Source organism: Limosilactobacillus balticus (genome assembly GCF_014145615.1).
Lineage (GTDB): Bacteria > Bacillota > Bacilli > Lactobacillales > Lactobacillaceae > Limosilactobacillus > Limosilactobacillus balticus.
On record NZ_JACIVH010000059.1, the window covers coordinates 28,057 to 50,120 of the forward strand.

Annotated in this window: 23 protein-coding genes; 21 read left to right on the plus strand and 2 right to left on the minus strand. The window is 38.2% G+C overall.

Annotated features, from left to right (window positions below; translation table 11 throughout):
- Positions 1 to 113: 113 nt before the first annotated feature.
- The 21 genes from ptsP (at position 114) to H5S10_RS03430 (ending at position 19,542) form a co-directional block, all read left to right on the plus strand.
- A complete protein-coding gene (gene ptsP / locus H5S10_RS03330; protein WP_182588689.1) occupies positions 114 to 1,841 on the plus strand; it encodes a phosphoenolpyruvate--protein phosphotransferase in 1,728 nt (575 codons plus the stop codon).
- Between the two features lie 101 nt (positions 1,842 to 1,942).
- Positions 1,943 to 3,058, plus strand: a complete 1,116-nt coding sequence (locus H5S10_RS03335; protein WP_182588691.1) for a YibE/F family protein — start codon at positions 1,943 to 1,945, stop codon at positions 3,056 to 3,058.
- Positions 3,055 to 3,828, plus strand: coding sequence for a YibE/F family protein (locus H5S10_RS03340; protein ID WP_182588692.1), 774 nt, complete (start codon positions 3,055 to 3,057; stop codon positions 3,826 to 3,828). Before H5S10_RS03335 ends, H5S10_RS03340 begins: the two co-directional genes overlap by 4 nt.
- A 158-nt stretch (positions 3,829 to 3,986) precedes the next feature.
- Positions 3,987 to 5,258 carry a solute carrier family 23 protein gene (locus tag H5S10_RS03345; RefSeq protein ID WP_182586001.1) on the plus strand — a complete coding sequence of 424 codons (1,272 nt, stop codon included), beginning with the start codon at positions 3,987 to 3,989 and terminating at the stop codon, positions 5,256 to 5,258.
- A gap of 313 nt (positions 5,259 to 5,571) precedes the next feature.
- Positions 5,572 to 6,279: a F0F1 ATP synthase subunit A gene (atpB, locus tag H5S10_RS03350; protein ID WP_182588694.1), complete on the plus strand. Its 708-nt coding sequence runs from the start codon at positions 5,572 to 5,574 to the stop codon at positions 6,277 to 6,279.
- A 24-nt stretch (positions 6,280 to 6,303) separates the two neighbouring features.
- On the plus strand, positions 6,304 to 6,522 hold the full coding sequence (gene atpE, locus H5S10_RS03355) for a F0F1 ATP synthase subunit C (RefSeq protein WP_003666561.1): 219 nt from the start codon (positions 6,304 to 6,306) through the stop codon (positions 6,520 to 6,522).
- A gap of 42 nt (positions 6,523 to 6,564) precedes the next feature.
- Complete coding sequence (gene atpF, locus H5S10_RS03360) at positions 6,565 to 7,083, plus strand: F0F1 ATP synthase subunit B (protein WP_003666564.1); 519 nt, start codon at positions 6,565 to 6,567, stop codon at positions 7,081 to 7,083.
- Complete coding sequence (gene atpH / locus H5S10_RS03365) at positions 7,073 to 7,615, plus strand: ATP synthase F1 subunit delta (protein ID WP_003666566.1); 543 nt, start codon at positions 7,073 to 7,075, stop codon at positions 7,613 to 7,615. The genes atpF and atpH overlap by 11 nt, the downstream gene beginning before the upstream one ends.
- A gap of 31 nt (positions 7,616 to 7,646) precedes the next feature.
- Positions 7,647 to 9,176 carry a F0F1 ATP synthase subunit alpha gene (gene atpA, locus H5S10_RS03370; RefSeq protein WP_003666568.1) on the plus strand — a complete coding sequence of 510 codons (1,530 nt, stop codon included), beginning with the start codon at positions 7,647 to 7,649 and terminating at the stop codon, positions 9,174 to 9,176.
- Between the two features lie 35 nt (positions 9,177 to 9,211).
- Positions 9,212 to 10,156, plus strand: coding sequence for a F0F1 ATP synthase subunit gamma (locus tag H5S10_RS03375; protein WP_182586003.1), 945 nt, complete (start codon positions 9,212 to 9,214; stop codon positions 10,154 to 10,156).
- A 26-nt stretch (positions 10,157 to 10,182) separates the two neighbouring features.
- Positions 10,183 to 11,610 carry a F0F1 ATP synthase subunit beta gene (gene atpD, locus H5S10_RS03380; RefSeq protein ID WP_182586004.1) on the plus strand — a complete coding sequence of 476 codons (1,428 nt, stop codon included), beginning with the start codon at positions 10,183 to 10,185 and terminating at the stop codon, positions 11,608 to 11,610.
- Between the two features lie 11 nt (positions 11,611 to 11,621).
- Entirely contained in the window at positions 11,622 to 12,053 is a 432-nt protein-coding gene (locus H5S10_RS03385) for a F0F1 ATP synthase subunit epsilon (RefSeq protein ID WP_182586005.1), read from the plus strand.
- A 201-nt stretch (positions 12,054 to 12,254) separates the two neighbouring features.
- The gene (locus H5S10_RS03390) at positions 12,255 to 12,518 is read left to right on the plus strand and encodes a DUF1146 family protein (RefSeq protein WP_003667560.1); all 264 of its coding nucleotides are present in this window, start codon (positions 12,255 to 12,257) and stop codon (positions 12,516 to 12,518) included.
- Positions 12,519 to 12,536: 18 nt separating this feature from the next.
- Positions 12,537 to 13,853 carry a UDP-N-acetylglucosamine 1-carboxyvinyltransferase gene (murA, locus tag H5S10_RS03395; RefSeq protein WP_182586006.1) on the plus strand — a complete coding sequence of 439 codons (1,317 nt, stop codon included), beginning with the start codon at positions 12,537 to 12,539 and terminating at the stop codon, positions 13,851 to 13,853.
- Positions 13,854 to 13,959: 106 nt separating this feature from the next.
- Positions 13,960 to 14,952 carry a rod shape-determining protein gene (mreB, locus tag H5S10_RS03400; protein ID WP_182586007.1) on the plus strand — a complete coding sequence of 331 codons (993 nt, stop codon included), beginning with the start codon at positions 13,960 to 13,962 and terminating at the stop codon, positions 14,950 to 14,952.
- Positions 14,953 to 14,959: 7 nt separating this feature from the next.
- Positions 14,960 to 15,196: a membrane protein insertion efficiency factor YidD gene (gene yidD / locus H5S10_RS03405; protein WP_182588764.1), complete on the plus strand. Its 237-nt coding sequence runs from the start codon at positions 14,960 to 14,962 to the stop codon at positions 15,194 to 15,196.
- Between the two features lie 23 nt (positions 15,197 to 15,219).
- The gene (locus H5S10_RS03410; RefSeq protein ID WP_003666580.1) at positions 15,220 to 15,444 is read left to right on the plus strand and encodes a DUF2969 domain-containing protein; all 225 of its coding nucleotides are present in this window, start codon (positions 15,220 to 15,222) and stop codon (positions 15,442 to 15,444) included.
- Between the two features lie 48 nt (positions 15,445 to 15,492).
- The gene (locus H5S10_RS03415) at positions 15,493 to 16,686 is read left to right on the plus strand and encodes an FtsW/RodA/SpoVE family cell cycle protein (protein ID WP_003676135.1); all 1,194 of its coding nucleotides are present in this window, start codon (positions 15,493 to 15,495) and stop codon (positions 16,684 to 16,686) included.
- 12 nt (positions 16,687 to 16,698) lie between these two features.
- Positions 16,699 to 16,992: a glycine cleavage system protein H gene (locus H5S10_RS03420; protein WP_182588696.1), complete on the plus strand. Its 294-nt coding sequence runs from the start codon at positions 16,699 to 16,701 to the stop codon at positions 16,990 to 16,992.
- Positions 16,993 to 17,125: 133 nt separating this feature from the next.
- Positions 17,126 to 18,262: a D-alanine--D-alanine ligase family protein gene (locus H5S10_RS03425; protein WP_019251361.1), complete on the plus strand. Its 1,137-nt coding sequence runs from the start codon at positions 17,126 to 17,128 to the stop codon at positions 18,260 to 18,262.
- Positions 18,263 to 18,696: 434 nt separating this feature from the next.
- Complete coding sequence (locus tag H5S10_RS03430; RefSeq protein WP_182588698.1) at positions 18,697 to 19,542, plus strand: helix-turn-helix domain-containing protein; 846 nt, start codon at positions 18,697 to 18,699, stop codon at positions 19,540 to 19,542.
- Positions 19,543 to 19,619: 77 nt separating this feature from the next.
- Here the strand turns inward: H5S10_RS03430 and H5S10_RS03435 are convergent, their stop codons facing one another.
- Together H5S10_RS03435 and H5S10_RS03440 are read right to left on the minus strand one after the other, a co-directional pair.
- Entirely contained in the window at positions 19,620 to 20,894 is a 1,275-nt protein-coding gene (locus H5S10_RS03435) for an oligosaccharide MFS transporter (RefSeq protein ID WP_182586012.1), read from the minus strand.
- Between the two features lie 27 nt (positions 20,895 to 20,921).
- Positions 20,922 to 21,893 carry a glycoside hydrolase family 43 protein gene (locus H5S10_RS03440; protein WP_182588700.1) on the minus strand — a complete coding sequence of 324 codons (972 nt, stop codon included), beginning with the start codon at positions 21,891 to 21,893 and terminating at the stop codon, positions 20,922 to 20,924.
- Between the last annotated feature and the right edge of the window lie 171 nt (positions 21,894 to 22,064).

The following is a 22,064-nucleotide window of genomic DNA, read 5'->3' on the forward strand; positions in this document are numbered from 1 at the left end:
AGCATGATCTGTAGAAAACTTTTTAGCTTTCGCAAATCTTGCTTTTATTTTTATTTGTGTTGAAAAGGCTTTCGCTTATAATAGGTACTATACCAGAAAAGGGGAATTGATTAATGGAGACCCAAATTAATGGAATCGCAGCCAGTGATGGAGTAGGAATTGCACCGGCTTACTTATTAACGAAGCCTAATCTTAATTTTGAAAAGTATCATATTAGTGACCCCAATAGTGAAAAAGCAAGATTACATCGAGCTTTTGATAAGATCATTCAAAAACTAAAAGAGACTAAGAAGAAACTTGTTGATAAACTTAATGAAGAAGATCTAGCAATTTTTGATACTCATATTGCAATCTTAAATGATCCAGAAATGATTAAACAAGTTGAAAACCGAATCACCAATCAACGCTTAAATGCGGAATCGGCTTTTACGGAAGTAATTACTAAGATGATTAAAACCCTGCAGGCAATGACTGGAAATGAATATATGCAAGAGCGAGCAACTGATTTTCAAAATATTCAAGACCAGGTTTTAGCAGAATTAGAAGGGAAGAAGCTTCCTAATTTACGTGAACTAGACCACCCCGTCATTATAGTCGCTCATTCAATTGGCCCGGCAGATACTTCACAGATGGATGGTCGTTTTGTTAAAGGCATTATTACCGATTTGGGTGGGCGAACTAGTCATGCAGCGATCATGGCTCGTTCTTTACAGATTCCGGCAATTGTTGGATGCAACGATATAACCAAAAAGGTGCAGAATGGCCAACGAGTAATTGTTGATGGATTTGAGGGTAGTGCAATTATTGAACCCTCAACAAACGATGTTAAACAATACCAAAAAATTGCAGATAAGTTTATGAATGTCCGTCAGCAATGGAAAAAAATGGTTAATCAGCCCTCGGTAACCGCTGATGGGCAGCAGTATAAGATTTCAGCCAATATTGGTTCTTCAGTGGATATTTCATCAGCAATAAAAAATGGTGCTGATGGCGTTGGCTTATTTCGAACTGAATTTCTTTATATGAAAAGTGACCACCTCCCAACTGAAGAAGAGCAGTTTAATGCCTATCGCCGCGCTGTTGAACAATTAAATGGGAAACGGCTAGTAGTTCGAACTTTAGATATTGGTGGAGATAAACCGCTTCAGTTCATGCCTTTGCCTAAAGAAATGAATCCATTCCTTGGTTACCGAGCTATTCGGATTGCTCTTGATCGGCCAGAAATGTTTAGGACTCAGCTGCGGGCCTTACTCCGAGCATCCGAGTTTGGGAAGATTAATATTATGTTTCCAATGATTACCACGCTTGAGGAATTGCAAACAGCTAAGAACATATATTATGAGGAACAGCAGAAATTAGCTGTTGATCATCCAGGGATTGGCAGAGATATTCATCTTGGCATAATGATTGAAGTTCCATTAGCCGCGTTAAATGCTGATCGCCTAGCTTCAGAAGTTGATTTTTTTAGTATTGGAACCAATGACTTAATTCAATATTGCTTTGCAGCTGACCGTGGTAATGATTCAGTTTCGTACCTTTACCAGCCGCTAAACCCAACTTTCTTAAAATTAATTAAGCATATTATTGATGCTGGTCATGCTCATGACACAACCGTAGCAATGTGTGGAGAAATGGCAGGAGATCGCTATGCCTTGCCACTATTAATCGGGATGGGGTTGGATATTTATTCGATGAGTGCTAGCTCTATTTTACGGACCCGTTCAATGATGAAGCAGTTGGATAGCAAGAAATGTCAGGAACTATATCAACAGGCTGTTACAACTTGTGATTCAATGACGGGGGTGAAGCAGTTAGTTCAAAAATGGTTGGTAACGAACTAAAAAGGATTTAGGAAAAGTAAAGATTTTTCTTAAATCCTTTTTTTGTCTCTTGTTAAGAGTAAAATGGCAATAGTTTTGCTGTACTAAGGAGATGTAAAGTTGTGATTAAGCAATACTGGACAAAGCAAAGAATCTGGTTATTAATTTTTTTAATGATCGTCGGGATTGGTGCTCTCTTATTTACTAGCCATAATGAGCGCTTCTATCAGCAGCCAATCGCTAAAGTAATTAGTGAAAAAACGGTGAGTAAACAAAGAGTAAAAGACCAGTTTGACAATGTTGACCACCAATATAATCAACAACTCCAAGTAAAACTAATGAATGGTAAATATCGCGGGCAAAAATTAACAGTCCAAAATACATATAGTGATTCGCAACCGATGGATCAACGTTATCGGGCTGGGAATGAAGTGTTTTTAACCCAGCTTCGTAAACGAGGCGGAAAACTAACCGCCAATGTTAACGGTTATAAGCGCGATACAGTAATCGTTTTCTTGCTTTGGCTTGTTATCTTGATGTTGCTTCTCCTTATGGGGCGTGCAGGGTTGTTCGCATTCTTAAGCGTAGTAATTAATGCTCTTTTGTTTATAATTGCAATTGAGATTGACCTAAAACAAAATGGTCAGCATATCATGCTGCTTTTTAGTATTCTTGCCATAATTTTTACGTTTATTAGCTTATTGTTAGTTCTTGGGTTTAGTAAAAAGATGTTGGCGACTTTTGCGGCAACGGTTATTGGGACGTTTGTTGCCTTGGGAGTAAGTATGCTTGTATTTATGTGGACGTATGAGCGGGGGATTTACTATGAATCAATGGAATATGTTACGCAAGTTCCCCGGCCACTTTTTTTGGCTGAAACATTATTAGGATCTTTAGGGGCGGTAATGGATGAATCAAGTGATATTATCGCCACTCTTTTTGAACTAAAGCAGTTAAATCCAGCTGTTACCCGTAAACAGTTATTTATCTCTGGACGCAATGTTGGTAAGTCAATTATGGGACCGTTAATAAATGTTTTATTTTTAATTTTTATGGTGGATACTTTTACTGGTAGTCTTTTGTATATCAAAAACGGTAACTCGTGGGGCTATACCTATGCAATGAATATGAGCTTAGGGACTATTCAGAGCCTGATTAGTGGAATTGGGATTGTCCTTTCAGTTCCCCTTGTAAGTCTATTTGGGGCATTGCTCTTAGGAAAGAAGGTGCAAAGATGACGACAATTACGGGTCTTGGTTTGGTCTTGCTAATTTTGATGGTCCTTGTGGGAGGAAAACAGGGCTGGACAGCTTTTTTGAGTTTGCTTCTTAATTTTGGCTTTTTATATTTTGCAATTATTTTAGTTGCGTTTCATGTTCCCCTTTTATTTGTAACCATGACTATTGGGATTACAATTTTAGCGATAACCATTTTCATGGGGGAAGATGATTTGCGGACAACCGTGACGGCATTTTATGCTTCACTCATCGTGGTATGCTTAATTTTAGTGCTGATCTTTATTATTGAGCACTGGGCAATGGTACAAGGCTTTGGAACAGAAGATAGCGATGAGTTAGAGGGGATGTCAACTTTAATTGGAATTAGTTATTTCAAGGTTTCTGTTACTACTACTATTTTGAGTTCTCTCGGAGCAATTGCGGAAGCAGCAATGGCAATTTCCTCTGGGCTTACGGAAATTCTTGAGAATCATCCCGAAAGAACTAATCGTCAATTGATTCATAGTGGGATGGCGATTGGACAACAGATTATTGGAACGACTTTCAATACGCTTTTCTTTGGCTTCTTTGGTGGATTCTTAGCACTATTTATTTGGTTCTTAGGTCTTCACTATTCCTTTGGTGCAATTATGAATAATAAAATTTTTGTGGCAGAAATGATTGAAATTCTGATTGCTTTCATTGGGGTATTGATCACTGTTCCCATGACTGCTTGGGTGATGACAAAGCGTCGTAAATCCGTTATTGACAATTACCCTAAAACAAAGTAACATACGAATAACTTATAAATAGACCTTTAATCGGAGTCCTGTGAGGCTTCAAAGGTACGGATAAATTCTCCTTGCTCTTTCCACAGTTAGGATTGGGTAGGGAAATAGACGACTTTGGAGCAGGGATTCCAAGGTCGTTTTTCTTTAGGAGGATTTATATGGCGCACCGTGATAATGTTGTTTTAGATGTAGACGAACGGCCAGCTCCTTGGCAGTGGTTTGGTTTATCCTTGCAACATATGTTTTCTATGTTTGGCTCCACTGTTTTAGTCCCAATCTTGGTAGGATTAAATCCAGGAATTGCCTTGTTTAGTTCAGGGGTAGGGACCCTGATGTATTTACTCATTACTAAGCATAAGATTCCGGCTTATATGGGATCGAGTTTTTCATTTGTTGTCCCAATGATGGCCTTAATGAAAACTACTGGTTATCCGGGAATTGCACAGGGGACTATTGCAGTTGGGTGCGTATATTTAATCGTATCAGTAATTGTAACGCTGGTTGGGTCACAATGGATTGATCGCATTCTGCCACCAATTGTTGTTGGTCCGATTGTTGTTGTAATCGGGCTGTCATTGGCAGGAACAGCCGCTAAAGATGCTACCATCAATTCAACTACTGGCCATTATGATTTACGCTTTTTTGCGGTCGCAATGCTTACGATGGCAATAACAGTTATCTTCAATATGTATTTTAAAGGATTCCTTGGTCTAATTCCGATTTTGATGGGGATTGTTGCTGGTTATATTATTGCGGTCTTGTTTGGCATTGTGGACTTTTCTTCAGTTGCGCATGCACATTGGTTTAGTTTGCCCGACTTTCAGATTCCGTTTGTTGATTATCATCCTCAATTATACTGGGGTGCGATTTTGAGTATGGCACCGATCGCCTTTGTTACCATGACAGAACACTTGGGTCATATTATGGTTCTGAATGAGTTGACTGAACGAAATTACTTCAAGGAACCAGGCTTGAACCATACGCTTGCAGGAGATGGGACGGCTTCAATTATTGCCGGATTCGTTGGCGGACCGCCCGTAACTAGTTATGGTGAAAATATTGGGGTAATGGCAATCACGCGTGTCCATTCAGTTTACGTTATTGCTGGAGCAGCTGTATTTGCCATCTTCTTTAGCTTTATTGGCAAATTAAGCGCCTTGATTGAATCTATCCCTTCACCGGTTATCGGCGGGATTTCATTCCTGTTATTTGGTGTGATTGCCTCTAGTGGATTGCGTGTAATGATTGAGAACAAAATTGATTTTAATGAAAAAAGAAATTTGATGATTTCATCAGTTATTTTAGTAATTGGGATTGGGAATGCCTATCTTCAATTAGGGAAATATCAATTCTCTGGATTAGCTGTTGCAGCTGTCCTCGGGATAATAATGAATTTAATCCTTCCACAAAAAGCCAAGAGTGAAATGTAGTTTGAATTTTTAAGCAGAGTGAGAAAAGGCATCTAGCCTCTTACTCTGCTTTTTTCGTATGATAACAAAACAAAAAAATTAAGAGGTCGTGGAAAAAAACAGATTGTAAGAAAAAGTTTATCAAAACCTTGGAAACGTTTTCTTTGTGTTCTTATCAAATGATTGGTAGGGATATATAAACCTAATGTTTTTTTGAATTTTAACGAAATTAATGATATATTAACATTCGTAACTTGGGGTAGTTCGTTTTATTTGCAACGTTCATCCAATTTACAAGCCAAATTATTGTTATAAGGAAAGAGGTGGAATATGAATGGGCGGTGATGCTTTAACTTTTAAGCTTTTCGGACTCACGTTCAATACTACGAACATTGTTTCTGGACTGATTATCTACGCAATCGTGTTCTTCACTCTTTACGGGATGTCACGAAAGATCCAAATGAAGCCTACTGGTGCACAAAACGTATTTGAGTGGCTAGTTGACTTTACTAATGGAATTGTGCGAAGCCAGATGCCAGCATCTGAACAAGGTCACTATAGTTTCTTTGCCTTTGTTTTGTTTGTTTTCATCTTCTTTGCAAACCAATTCGGTTTAATTTTCCAATTCCATTGGAACGGAGCTGAAATACTTAGAAGTCCAACGGCAGATCCAGTTGTTACGTTAACACTTTCTTTAATGGTAATGGTATTAGCATTCGCTGCTGGAGTAGCACATAATGGTCTTGGTGGATACCTGAAAGGATACACTAAACCATTTACTTTAATGCTTCCTGTTAACATTATCGAAGAATTTGCTAACTTCTTAACTCTTGGTCTCCGTATTTTTGGTAACATTTTTGCCGGTGAACTTTTAATGAGTTTGATTGCTAATATGGCATTCTCACATGGAATCCTAACCATTATTCCAGGACTATTTTTGGAACTTGCATGGCAAGGATTCTCCGTATTTATCGGTTCGATTCAGGCATATGTCTTTGTAACATTAACGACGGTTTATATTTCTCGGAAGATTTCCGAATAATAATCCTTAAGGAGGAATTTTAAAATGGCATTAGGAGCAATTGCTGCAGGACTCGCGGCTATGGGTGCCGCTATCGGTGGTGGTATCGGTGACGGTATCTTAATCGGACACACAGTTGACAGTATCGCACGTCAACCAGAATTACAAAGTAGATTACAAGCAACGATGTTTATTGGTGTTGGTTTGATTGAAGCCATGCCTATTATTGCCATCGTTATTGGCTTCCTTGTTATGAACAAGTAATTATTTTAAGTTTTTTATTTTAAGATAAGGAGGTGTCAATAGATGTTTGTAAACAGTGTGTTAGCTGAATCAAACAGTTTATACATTGGTGACTTGGTATTCTACATCGTTACTTTTATCATCTTAATGCTATTAGTTAAGCATTTTGCTTGGAAACCAGTAACAGATATGATGAAGAAACGTGCAGATAAGATTGCTAATGACATTGATAATGCTGCTCGTTCACGTGAAAGTGCTGAAAAGATGGCTGCAAAGCGACAAGCTGAGTTACAAAGCTCACGGCAAGAAGCTGCTGAGATTGTAAGTAATGCTAAAAAGTCTGGGGAAACTCAGCGGGCACAAATTGTTGAAACAGCGCAAAAAGATGCCCAAGCTCTCAAGCAACAAGCACAAAAAGATGCTGAGCAAGCACGTCGCGATGCATTAAATAGTGCTAAGGATGACGTTGCAAACTTATCTATTGAGATTGCTTCCAAACTCATCCAAAAAGAATTAAAGGCAGACGATCAAAAAGAATTGATCGATTCCTATATCGAAGGGTTGGTAGAACATGAGTCTTGATAAGAAGACAGTTGCTGATCGCTATGCGAAAGCACTGTTTGAATTGGTCGATGCTGATAACGAACTCGATCAAACTTATCAAGAATTGATTGCTTTACGCCAAGTCTTTGAGGACAACGAGGGATTGGACGCCGCACTTGCGGGAGTTCAACTGTCACTTGATGAAAAGAAATCATTGATTAAAGATTTACAGCAAGGTGCTTCAAAGTATGTTGCGAACTTAATTCAAATGGTTTTCGATTACGGCCGTATTGACTGCATGGTCGCAATTATTGATGAGTTTGAACGGCGGTATGACCGTAAAATGAAGCGGATGCATGCTGACGTTACCACAGCGATCCAACTCGATAAACAACAAGAGGATCAACTGAAGGCTAATCTTGCAAAACGTTTTGGTGCTAATGAAGTTACCTTAACAGAACATGTTGATCCAGAAATTTTAGGTGGGGTTATTGTCCATGTTGATAATAAGACATTAGATGGTAGTCTCAGCTCAAAGATTAAGCAAATTCGTCGTTTACTAGTTAGATAAATATATCTTTTTTCAAAGAGGTGAGACCTTTATGAGCATTAAAACTGAGGAAATCAGTTCACTCATCAAAAAACAACTCGCCAACTACCAAGACAAAGTATCTGTCGAAGAAACCGGTACTGTTACCTATGTTGGTGATGGTGTTGCTCGTGCCGATGGCTTAGATAATGCTATGGCTGGTGAGTTGCTCGAATTTAGTAACGGGGTCTACGGAATGGCTCAAAACCTCGAAAGTAATGATGTAGGTATTGTTATTTTAGGGGATTACACAGGCATTCGTGAAGGAGACACCGTTAAGCGGACGGGTCGAATCATGGAAGTACCCGTTGGCGATGCATTATTAGGACGGGTTGTTGACTCATTAGGTCGTCCAATTGACGGTCTTGGTGAGATTAAGACAGATAAAACTCGTCCAATTGAACGTAAGGCTCCAGGTGTTATGGAGCGTAAGAGTGTTAGTGTGCCACTTCAAACTGGTATTAAGGTTATTGATGCCTTAGTTCCAATTGGACGTGGTCAGCGTGAATTGATTATTGGTGACCGTAAGACAGGTAAAACTGCCATTGCGTTAGATACCATTATTAACCAAAAGAACCAAGACGTAATTTGTATTTACGTTGCTATTGGTCAAAAGGAATCAACTGTTCGGGCTAGTGTTGAAACCCTTCGTAAGTATGGAGCATTAGATTACACAATTGTTGTTTCAGCTAGTGCTTCAAACCCTGCTCCAATGCTATACATTGCGCCATATGCAGGGGCTGCGATGGGTGAAGAATTTATGTTCAACGGTAAAGATGTTCTTATTGTTTATGATGATTTATCAAAACAAGCGGATGCATACCGTGAACTTTCATTAATTCTTCGTCGTCCTCCTGGTCGTGAAGCTTACCCTGGTGATATTTTCTATACTCACTCACGGTTGCTAGAACGTGCTGCTCGTTTGTCTGATGACCTTGGTGGTGGTTCAATGACTGCTTTACCAATCATTCAGACGCAAGCTGGTGATGTTTCTGCATATATTCCTACTAACGTTATTTCTATTACTGATGGTCAGATCTTCTTAGATTCAGATGAATTCTATGCAGGTCAACGTCCAGCCATTGATGCTGGTACTTCAGTTTCTCGTGTTGGTGGTGACGCTCAGATCAAAGCAATGAAGAAAGTTGCTGGTACTTTGCGTTTGGATATTGCTTCATACAACGAATTAGCATCTTTTGCTCAATTCGGTTCCGACCTTGATGCAGCTACGCAAGCTAAATTGGCTCGTGGTCAACGGACTATGGAAGTCTTGAAGCAGGGATTGCATGATCCACTGCCAGTAGAAGAACAAGTTGTAACATTATTTGCTCTTTCACGTGGTTTTATCGATAAAGTCGAAATTGAAGATGTTCAACGTTACGAAAGTGAATTGGCTGCTTATATGCATGCTAACCACCAAGACCTCTACGACACCATCAAGAAGACTGGTAAGCTACCAGAAGGCGATGACTTGCAAAATGCTGTTGCTAAGTTCTCTGAAACATTTCAAGGAACTAAAAAGCAAGTCGCTGAAGAAAAATAGTTAATGATGATTAGTCGAAAGGACGGTGAGATTTAGTGCCAGCTTCACTCGCTGCAGTTAAACATAAGATTGATTCCACTAAGAGTACGCGTCAGATTACTTCGGCGATGCAAATGGTTTCAACCGCAAAACTGAATCAAATTCAACACCACACTCAGACCTACGAAGTATATGCTGAGAAGGTTAAGCAAATGTTGTCTGATCTGGTTAAATCTCACAGCGCAACATCTGCAGCTTCGCAAGATGATGTTTACGCTGCACTGTTTAAAAAGCGCGCAGTTAAAAAGACTGGGGTGCTTGTGATTACGTCTGACCGAGGTTTGGTTGGTAGTTACAATAGTAATATTATCAAGCAAACGTTAGATATGATGGCTAAGCACAATCTTGATAAAGACAACACAGTATTTCTGACGGTTGGAAAAACAGGGACCGAATTCTTTAAGAAGAGGGGAATGAATGTCGTTTACGAATATTCAGGCGTTAGCGATGTTCCTACCTATCGTGAAGTTCATAGTATTGTGAAGACCGCTGTTCAAATGTACAGTGATCAAGTATTTGATGAAATGTACATGGTTTACAGTCATTACGTTAACCGAATTACATCAAATGTGATTGTTCACGATGTACTCCCAATTACTGAAAAGTCATTACTCGATGATGAAAATGTAGCACAAGAAAATACAGAATTAAATAATTCTGATGTAAGTACTGCGCATGTCTCAGCCGAGTATGAATTTGAACCGTCAGATACAGAAATCATTTCTGCATTAGTTGCCCAATATGCAGAAAGTTTGATTTATGGAGCGATTCTTGATGCCAAGACATCAGAACACTCTTCAAGTGCGAATGCAATGCGTTCAGCTACAGATAATGCTGATGACATTATCTCTACTCTCGAATTGCAATATAACCGAGCACGGCAAGCAGCAATTACCACTGAAATTACAGAAATTACTGGTGGTATGACTGCTCAAGAATAATTTTTTCTAACGTAGGAGGAAACAACATGAGTTCTGGTAAAGTTTTACAAGTTATCGGACCAGTTGTTGATGTTGAATTTCCCTTAGACGAAAAACTTCCTGAAATTAATGACGCTTTGAAGATTAAGGAAAGCGATGGTAAGACTCTAACAACTGAAGTTGCCTTGGAATTAGGTGATGGTGTTGTTCGAACAATTGCCATGGACGGTACTGATGGTCTTCAACGTGGTATGGAAGTTGAAAACACTGGCGCATCAATTAGTGTACCAGTTGGTGATGATACTCTGGGACGAGTATTTAACGTCTTAGGGGAACCTGTTGACAACGGACCGAAATTTGGTCCTGATGCAAAGCGGATGCCTATTCACCGTGATGCACCAAAGTATGATGACTTAAATAATGCTACCGAAATTTTGGAAACTGGGATCAAGGTTATTGATTTACTGGCTCCATATGTTCGTGGTGGTAAGATTGGTCTATTTGGTGGTGCCGGTGTTGGTAAGACCGTTTTGATTCAGGAATTGATTCATAACATTGCTCAAGGTCATAATGGTATTTCTGTCTTTACAGGGGTTGGTGAACGTACCCGTGAAGGTAATGATATGTACTATGAAATGAAGGCCTCTGGAGTTCTTGAAAAGACGGCCATGGTTTATGGTCAGATGAACGAACCACCTGGTGCCCGTATGCGGGTTGCCTTAACTGGTTTAACAATTGCGGAATACTTCCGTGATGTAAAGGGACAAGATGTTTTGCTCTTTATCGATAACATCTTCCGGTTTACACAAGCTGGTTCAGAAGTTTCTGCCCTCTTGGGTCGAATTCCTTCTGCCGTTGGTTACCAGCCAACATTAGCTACTGAAATGGGTCAGTTACAGGAACGGATTACTTCAACTAAGAAGGGATCTATTACGTCTATCCAAGCCGTTTATGTTCCAGCCGATGACTATACCGACCCTGCACCAGCTACGACATTTGCCCACTTGGATGCAACTACTAACTTGGAACGTCGATTAACCCAAATTGGTATTTATCCAGCCGTTGACCCATTAGCTTCAACTTCTACTGCTCTTACTCCAGAAATTGTTGGTAAAGAACACTATGAAGTTGCTACACAGGTTCAACACGTTCTTCAACGATACCATGAACTTCAAGATATCATCTCTATTTTAGGTATGGATGAATTATCTGACGAAGAAAAGACAATCGTTGCTCGTGCACGGCGGATTCAAAACTTCCTTTCCCAAAGCTTTAGTGTTGCTTCCCAATTTACAGGATTACCTGGTAAATATGTTCCATTAAAGGAAACAATTAAAGGCTTTAAGGAAATTCTTGCTGGTAAGTATGATGATCTTCCAGAAGAAGCTTTCCGGTTAGTTGGACCAATTGAAGACGTTGTTGAAAAGGCAAAGAAAATGAAGGCTGATACTGACGAAGATAGCTCAGAAGACTAGGAGGGATAATTATGGCTGAAAATACTTTTAAGGTCACTATTATTACTCCAGATGGCACCGTCTATGATAATGATAAGGTTACCATGCTTGTTATGAACACTGCTGGTGGACAAATGGGAATCATGGCTAACCACGTACCATTAATTGCTGCGCTTGAAATCAGTACAGTTCGAATTAAACATTCTGAAGGCACTGATGAAGTTGCCGCGGTTAATGGTGGGATCATTCAATTTGATGGTCAAAATGCTACAATCGCAGCTGATAGTGCTGAAATGCCTGAAGCAATTGACGTTGAGCGGGCACAGAAAGCTAAAGAGCGTTCTGAGTCTGCAATCGCAGAAGCAAAGAAGAAGCATAACCAAAGCGACTTATCACGTGCAGAAGTTCACCTCAAGCGTGCAATTAATCGTTTGAATGCTGCTTCTAAGCAACGCAATATCTAAGGTATAATATCAAAAAGAGGTTGGAAAAAATAATCCAACCTCTTTATTATTTTAAAGTGTAAACTGCTAAAACACAGTAGATGCCTAGCTATCTTTACGGGGTGGGACTAAAAACTTGCAAGCAAGTTTAGCCTCACTCCTTTTCGTTTAAAAGATCATTAAGCTTTTTTACGAATTAATAATTTAATCATGTGATATGATATGATTGAATTTAGTTTAAAAGAGGGTGATCGATTGCAAATTACAGGACTACGAGCGCTAATAGAAATAATAGTGCAACTGGCATTTGTCTGGTTAGCGTTTTTTGCTATTCAAGGGATACATTTTGAGCATTTTTTTAACCGACCACCACGTACCTTGCCTCTACTTATTGTTTTGATGGCTACTGGATTAGGATATTTATGTGCGACATTCTTCTTAAATATCCTAAGTGCAATTGGTAATTTGACATATTTAATTCGATAGTATTTACTGGAGGATCTTATGGAAAAAATTGTTGTTAAGGGCGGTCAGCGGTTAACTGGTCGAGTTAAAGTTGAAGGAGCAAAAAATGCAGTCTTACCAATTCAAGCGGCATCTATTTTGGCTTCTAGTGGAAACATTAAATTATCAAATGTTCCAATTTTATCGGATGTAACGACAATGAATCAATTATTACGGTTCTTAAATATAAAAGTAGATTTTGATAAAGATAAGCATGTTTTAACAATTGATGCAGCTGATCCTGTGTCATCTGAAGCACCATTAGAATATGTTAGTCGAATGCGGGCATCGATGGTAGTCTTAGGACCTTTACTAGCTCGGACAGGTCATGCGCAAATTGCGCTCCCTGGTGGATGTGCGATTGGGTCCCGACCAATTGACTTACACCTAAAAGGATTACGTCAATTAGGAGCGATTATAGAACAGCATGATGGATACTTAGAGGCACGGGCTGAACACTTAATTGGTGATCATATTTATTTAGATTTTCCTAGTGTCGGTGCAACACAAAACCTAATGATGGCAGCGACACTTGCGCAGGGAATTACAACAATTGAAAATGCAGCCAGTGAACCTGAAATTGTTGATTTAGCGAATATGTTGAATAAAATGGGCGCGCGTGTTCATGGTGCTGGAACAGACATTATTCGGATTCAAGGAGTTAATTTCCTTCATGGCTGCGAACATGCAGTAATGCCAGATAGGATTGAAGCGGGAACATTCATGATTGCGGCAGCCGTTACTAATGGTGATGTAGTGGTTGAAGGGGCAATTGCTGAGCATAATACCTCATTGATTGCTAAATTGGAGGAAATGGGTGTGACTGTTATTGTCCAAGAAGATGGGATTCGCGTTCTTGGGACTTCGGTTTTAATCCCTACGAATATTAAGACCCTTCCGTATCCTGGCTTCCCTACTGATCTTCAGCCACAAATGTCTGTTCTCCAGCTTTTAGCAAATGGGACTAGTACCCTAGATGAGACGATTTTTGAGAAGCGTTTTATGCATTTAGAAGAATTGCGACGAATGAATGCTGATTTTCAAATTAATGGTCCAGTCGCTGTTCTTAATGGTCCGACGCGCTTTAGTGGAGCTGAGGTAGCCGCCTCTGATTTACGGGCAGGTGCTGCTTTAGTATTGGCCGGGTTAGTTGCTGATGGAATTACCCAGGTTCGTAACTTAAAATATATTGATCGGGGATACTATCATCTTCACCAAAAGCTACAACAATTGGGAGCCAAGATTGATCGAATTGATGTTGAGGATAAAATTAAATTGGCAGTAAAGCCTACTAAGAAAAAAACAAATCAAGATTAAAGATTCGTAAGCGACATCTGTCTGTACCCCTATTTTGTGGTATAATTACGAACGATATTAACGAGTTTAGTGTAAAAACTTAACTAGCTAAAAGGAGAAGAAATTAATGGCAAAGGATATTGGAATTGATTTAGGAACTGCCAATGTTTTGATCTATGTTCAAGGCAAGGGTATTGTTCTAAATGAACCGTCAGTTGTGGCGGTTGATACAAAAACCAATAAAGTATTGGCTGTTGGTTCAGAAGCATACCGAATGGTTGGACGTACTCCTAGTAACATTCGGGCCATTCGTCCATTAAAGGATGGAGTTATTTCTGATTTTGATGTTACTCAAGAAATGCTTTCCTACTTTATCGGTAAACTAAGCGTTAAGGGATTCATGTCAAAGCCAAACATCATGATCTGCGCGCCAACAAATATTACTGAGATTGAACGGAAGGCGATTATTCAAGCCGCTGAACAATCTGGTGGTGGTAAAGTTTACCTTGAATACGAGCCAAAAGTGGCAGCAATTGGTGCTGGATTGGATATTTTTAAACCTCGTGGAAACATGGTCATTGATATGGGTGGTGGTACCAGTGATATTGCCATTCTTTCATTGGGAGATATTGTCTCAAGCCAGTCAATTCGGATGGCCGGTGATAAGATGAATAGTGATATTGCTTCTTATATTAAGAATAAGCATAGTTTAGTAATTGGTGAACATACTGCTGAAAAGATCAAAATGGAACTCGGAACTGCATTACGGGTTGATGATCCTGAAACAATGGATGTTCGTGGCCGTGATGTAGCTACTGGAATGCCAAAGCAAATCACAGTTAATGAAAATGAAATTGAAGAAGCATTACATGATACGCTTGAACAAATTGTTTCAGCAGCTGTAAATGTATTAGAAACAATTCCACCAGAGTTGGCTAGTGACATTATTGACCGTGGAATAATGTTAACCGGTGGTACTTCTTTGTTAAAGGGTGTCGATCAATTATTCAGTGCTCGTCTAAAAGTACCGGTTGTGGTTTCACAAGATCCATTAGACAATGTTGCTAAGGGCGCTGGTGAAATGTTAGAACGGATGCAAAAGACTGAACGAAAGAAGTAGTTTGAAAATGGTAAGGATTTTATGTGACCTTATACGCTGGTATCAACGAGGAATTTCCACCCAACGACCATTTCGTGCATGTCGATTTACCCCCTCATGTTCACAGTACATGTTAGAAGCTTTACAACGCTTTGGTTTAAAGGGGTTATTACTCGGAAGTTGGCGTCTTCTTCGTTGTCAGCCGTTTTCTCGTGGTGGCTATGATCCGGTACCTAATCATTTTACTTTTCGTCGTCAGGGGTAATAATAGTTATTAAGGGTGAAAAAGTGTCAAAGAAAGATAAAAAAGTAGAAGTCAGCGTTAAAGATATTGAACGTCGTAATCAACCGGTTCAACAAATTTTTATTGGGGATCGATTGATTGGTGAAGTTGTAACCGATAATGAACGTTTCAAAGCAATGCTGATAAGTGACCAGAGCGAATTTTATGTTCGTTCTCAAGAAGAAGGATTAGAAATAGTCCTTCAACAATATCATCTTCACCAGCATTAGTTTGGTGAACCATCCTCTTTGATTAATAATTTGTAAAGGAGTTTGGTAATGCAACGTTCGCAAAATGATGTAGAAAGTCGGATTGACTGGGGAATTATATTCTGTGTTCTTTTGTTAGCCTTGATTGGTCTTGCTTCAATATATGTAGCGGCAGTTCATGATCGGCAGCAAACTAGTGTTGCTCGACAGGTTATTACCCAGTTAGTTTGGTATGCGGTCGGGACTATTCTTATTATTGTCATTATGCAATTTGATGCTGAACAATTATGGAAATTAGCACCAATTGTATACTGGCTAAGTGTATTTTTGATGTTTGCAATCCTAGTCTTTTATAGTCGAGCTTATTATGCTAGTACAGGGGCTAAGAGTTGGTTTGCAATTGGACCGTTTACGTTTCAGCCTTCAGAAATAATGAAGCCTGCCTATATTTTGATGATGGGGCGTGTTATTACGACTCATAATAATCGATATAGTGTGCATACCGTTGATTCAGATTGGCGATTGATTGGAACAATGTTCTTATGGCTATTACCAATTTTGATTTCTCTTAAGTTTCAAAATGACTTTGGGACGGGGTTAGTATTCTTCGCTATTTTCTGTGGAATGGTCTTAGTGTCTGGAGTAACTTGGCAAATTTTGGCACCAGCAGCTACGATATTAGTAGTTGTTGGGGGTTCGGCCTTAGCAATGGTAACTAGTTCGGTTGGGCGACAAATACTTGAACACGTTGGATTTCAGGCATACCAGTTTGACCGGGTTGACACCTGGCTTCATCCAGAACAAGATACAACTAACCAAGGGTATCAGTTATGGCAGAGTATTAAAGCGGTTGGTTCTGGTGGTATTACTGGGACTGGTTTTAATAACTCAAAGGTGTATGTTCCAGTTCGTGAATCAGATATGATTTTTTCCGTTATCGGTGAGAATTTTGGGTTCATTGGTGGGGTTTTACTAATCCTTATCTACTTGTTACTGATCTACTTAATGATTCGGGTAACATTTGATACCAAGAACGAATTCTATGCTTATATTTCAACTGGGGTCATCATGATGATTTTATTCCACGTTTTTGAAAATATCGGCATGAACATCGGTCTATTACCATTAACAGGTATTCCGCTGCCATTTATTAGTGCCGGGGGATCCTCGTTAATTGGGAACCTGATTGGGATTGGAATGGTAATGTCGATGCGTTACCACCATCATTCTTATATGTTTAGCAGTAATCGTGAATTTAGATAGTGGGGTCATAAAATGGCAAAAGATTATTTTTGGGTAAAAGAACAAGCAGATGGTACTAAGCGCATCGGTTTAAACGCTGAAGGCCGTGACGAGTTAGGAGAAGTAAGTTTCATCGATGTACCGGCAGTGGGAACAACCTTGAAACAAGCTGATAAATTTATTGCTGTTGAAGCAGAAAAGGCCGTTACTGATGTGGATAGTCCCGTTGATGGTAAGATTACCAAAATAAATGAAGCGATTATTGATGATCCGGCTGGATTAAATTCAAGCGATATGGAAAAAAACTGGATTGTTGAAGTTAAATAAAAAATAGGAGACTAGGATTAGGGGAACCTTGATTCTAGTCTCCTATTTAGTATTGGCGGATTTTTCCAGTTCATGTTATACTTAAGGTTCTAGGAAAACGGCTAAGATAAAAATATTTAAGGTGGTATTTATTATGACCCAAAAATTACACATCGCTTTACTATTTGGTGGCAACTCCTCCGAACATGATGTGTCAAAGCGATCAGCACATAATATCTATGATGCTCTTGATAAGGAAAAGTATGATGTAAGTCTTTTTATGTTTACAAAGGATGGAATTCTTTTAGGTAATGAAGATTCACAAAAGATCTTTGATGGCGAACCTGAAGATCAAGTGGTAGCAGAAGCATATCAAAAGATGGATATGAGCAGTCCATTAGCACCAATTATGGCCTTAAACGAACAAAAGGAAATTGATTTCTTCTTCCCTGTTATCCATGGTAATTTAGGTGAAGATGGTACAATTCAAGGTCTCTTTAAGCTCCTTAATAAACCTTACGTTGGTTCAAATATTGCAGCTAGTGCAATGGCTTTTGACAAGGATCTTACTAAGAAAATTATTAGCCAAGCTGGTATTCGTAATACTCCTTATGTTGTAGTTACGCCAGAAAACAGGGCTGACTATTCATGGGGACGGATTGAAGAAAAATTAGGTAATCTCACTTTTGTAAAGCCAGCTAAGCAAGGCTCCTCTGTTGGTATTCATCGAGTTACTAACGCTGAAGAATACGAAAAAGCATTAGATGATGCCTTTAAGTATGACTACAAGATCTTAGTGGAACAGGGGATCGCCAATCCTCAAGAAATTGAGATTTCAATCTTAGGAAATGAACACCCAATCGCCTCTAAGTTAGGAGCTGTTCGTGTACCTAAGGATGATCCATTCTATGATTATGAAAATAAGTTTGTGGATGCTAGTGGAGTTGTTTTTGAACTTCCTGTTAAATTACCACAATACTTAGTTGATGAAATTACAGACATGGCTTTGAAGGCATACAAGGCATTAGGAATGAAGGGAATGGCTCGGATTGACTTTTTAGTTGACAGCAATAATGTCCCTTATCTTGGTGAACCAAATACTTTACCAGGATTTACTAACATTAGCTTGTACCCTCAAATGTGGGAAGTTTCTGGTATTTCATATTCCGACTTGATTGATCGATTAATTCAATTAGGATTACAAGAATTTGAACGAAACAGCAAGATTAAGTACGATTTTCGTAAGCTTGGTACTGAACGTGTTGGTCAAAAGAAATATAACGAAGACTAAAGAACAATTATTTAATGGTTAGGATGTTGTGAGTACAATGTGCTAACTATTTTTATTATTAAAATCATAGCAGAAAGTAAATATTATCATAATGGTATAAAATCCATGGTTTAGTATTGCAGTAAGAAAAATTTATAATATAATGAAGATACGCAGTTTTTGTAAGCGTTAGAGTAGCCTACAGTCACGCTACTTGCAGTACTTTATAACCATCGCGGGGGTGACTGTAAAGATGGTTATAAGCATTTATTTTTTATAAAATTTATTGCATTTTAAGCATAAAAATAGTATTGATTTATTTTTGGTCTATAATAAAAGATCTAGAGAAAACTAAAATAATTTTTGTTGCTAATGGTGTATAATACGGTTGGCAATGGTACAGTTCATAGAGTACATATTTTATATTCAACAATTATGATTAAGGAAGGTAAACAATGAAACTCCGAGGAGACGTATTAAAACAAATTCGTCGCAAGCGTGGATTGTCCCAAACAGCTTTAGCTGAAGGGATTTGTACTCAAGCGACAATCAGCCTAATGGAAAAACAAAATCGCTTACCCAAAATGGATATTTTAACGGCAATATGTGAACGCTTAAATATTTCTTCTGATCGAATTGTCGAAAATGAAGTTAGTGGAATTAATGAAACATTCAACCAAATTGTTGATAACTTGATTTCACGCAACTTTGAAGATGCTTCAGCGCTTTTGAAGAAGGTTCATGTAAAAAATCTAGAAAGTGATTTTGATAAACAACGTTACTACTATCTAGTAGGAATGGTTCAAGTTGAAAATAACCAAATTGATGAAGCTATTTTTAATTTTGAACTTGTTCTAACTCAATTTGCTACTACTAGTGCTAATATTTATTTAGCTATGACAACTGCAGGAATGGCGCTTGCTTACTTAAAACGTGGTGATAAAGAACGAGCAGCACGTTTAACTAACCGGTCTGTAAAATTGATTGATAATAAAAAGTTAATTGGAAGCCTTCATCAATGGGCATCAATTGATTGTCAAATTGCAGAATTATATCTTCAACTTGAAGATCCTGATAATGCTATTGAGGTTGCTAATAAGGGAATTGAACTTTGTCGAGAACACGACTCATTATTCTTATTAGATGAACTATATCTTTGTATAGGTCGTAGCTACATCTTGAAGAACGAGAAGGAAGAAGCTAAAAAAGTCTTAAAGATTGCTGAAAGTCTTAGTATCGCTCGTAATGGATCAGTAGCGGAAGATACAATTTTATTAGAATTAAAGAATCTAGAAATTTAATTAAAATATGTGTAACTAAAAAACGAAGCTGAGAGATGATTATATGTCTCAGCTTCGTTTTTTAGTATAAGCTTAAATTAATTATTAGATTTTTCTTTAATTTCACCTGCTTGAACAGGATCTTCTTTAGTAAGAGTAAAGGCACAAATAAGAGTAACAATTCCAACTATAATTCCTAAAATCAAATATGTATGTTGAAAGCCAATTTGGTCGTATAATTTTCCTGCAAAGGATGAGAAGAAGAAAACAGAAATTTGTTTAGCAAAGTTTGAGGAAAGTGCATAAACAGTAGCATAAAGACGAAGATCAAAAGCTCCAGCAATATATTTCATAATAGAAACAAGTAGAATAGGCATCTCTAGACCAGCTAACAAACGTAAGATAATAACAAACGTTAAACTAGGTACTAAGGCAGATCCTACAATACGTATTGTTAAGATAACTCCATAGCAAATTAACCCGTTACGTGAACCAATTTTATTAATAAGCCATGGCATTGGGATCATTAGGAGAAATTCTAAAGCAGTTTGGGCACTAGTCATATAACTATAAGCAATAGTTCCTTGAGCAGCTGCATGGAAAAATGACTTAAAAAAGATAATAAATTGCTGATCAAAAACATCATAAATAGCAGAAGTTCCCATATAGAATAAGGAGAGGATCCAAAAGTTTCGAAGTTTAAAAATTGAGCCAATCTGTTTAACATTTAATTTATTAGATGTATCTTCTCCGGCAGCTTGAACATTATCTAAATGAATTTTATCGCTAAAGACAAAACAACAAGTTAATATAATGGCAGCAATTGTACAAGCCCAAAAGATTGAATTGGGACTCCAAAGAAATAGTCGACCACCAACTAAAGCAGCAACTGCTCCAGCTAATGAACCACCCATGCGTGAGTGCCCATATTCGAAACCATTAGTTAAACTTGCACGTTGGACGTATTGTTCAATTACAGATACACCACCGTTTAGAATAAAACTTAGATAAATCCCAGTGATAAGAGCTGCAAAAAAACGACTAATTGATAAAAGTGGAGTAAATAGCCATTGAAAATAAGGTCCAATTAAGATCATTCCAACAGAAATTGTAATGACTAGGTTCTTTTTCATTACTAGTCGATCTGAAATAATGCCAAAAACAGGCTGAAAAATTAGTGAAATGCCGGACATCATTGAGAAAACTAATCCGGCTTCAATTCCATTAAAGTGTGCTTGTTGTTCAAGCCAAAGCGTTAGATATCCAAAAACAATTGCCCATGTGAAGAAGTAACTAAAGTGGGTAACTGGGAATCCCCAAAAATCTTTACTACGATCTTCAGTCACAACTGCTGAACTCTCTGTTTTATCCATAAGTATACATTCCTTTCTTTATTAAAATTAAAGATTGTTATATGGAACGGGCTTGCCAAAATTAGGTGTTCCATCACTGTTATAGGTAAATGATTTAACGATTGTATGACGATTAGGATCGTATAAGGGATCACCTTTAATATCGGTATAATTACGGCAGTGATAGACCATTAAATCGGTTTTATCATCTTCTGCAACTGTAAATGAATTATGACCAGGTCCATATTGATGATGAGTAATATCACTTTGGAAGACAGGGGTAGAAGATTTATGCCAATTTTGTGGATTAAGCACATCTTCATTTTCGTCACAGGTTAACATACCCATTGCATAATTTTCATCTGTAGCACTTGCGGAATAAGTGAGAAACAGTTTTCCATTTCGATGTAAAATCGCTGGGCCTTCATTAACCCAGAATACTTTTGTTTCCCAATCATATTCAGGTTTGCTAAGCATTACTGGAGTAGTTTTTAATGTCCAAGGATTTTCCATTTCTGCGATATAGAGATTAGAATTTCCTTTAATATTCGGGTCCTTTTGTGCCCAAACATAATATAATTTGTCATTAAGCTTAAAACAGGTTGCATCGAGTGAAAATGAATCCATAGGTGTGCGAACTTGACCATGCTCTATCCAGTCATCTTCACTTTCTATTGGGTTTTCTTTATCGCATTCGATACAAAACATTCGATGCTGAAACATTCCGTTTTTATCAAAGTCAGTTGTTTCAGCAGCAGCAAAATAAATAAACCACTTTCCATCTATGAAGTGTAATTCAGGAGCCCAAATTAATTGACTCATTGGTCCTTGATCATGCTTGCGCCAAATTGTTCGTGGAGCAGCGTGAGCTAAGCCTTCTATTGTGCGGGCTCTTCGGATTTCGATTCGATTATAGGATGGGACAGAGGCAGTAAAATAATAATAACCGTCGCTATGACGATAAATATAAGGATCTGCACGTTGAATAATTAGTGGTGCAGTATAGGTAAGTTTACTCAAAATTATTCCTCCTCGATAAGAAATATCTTACAATGCAAAGATACTTCCTCTAGAAAGGGCTTTCAATGTGGTGTGTAAAATTTATTCAATAAATTTAGTGAAAATCAACAAATATATTTATTGTTATTTTGCTTTGAAAGCGATACCATTTAGTTAATGAACAAAAATGTT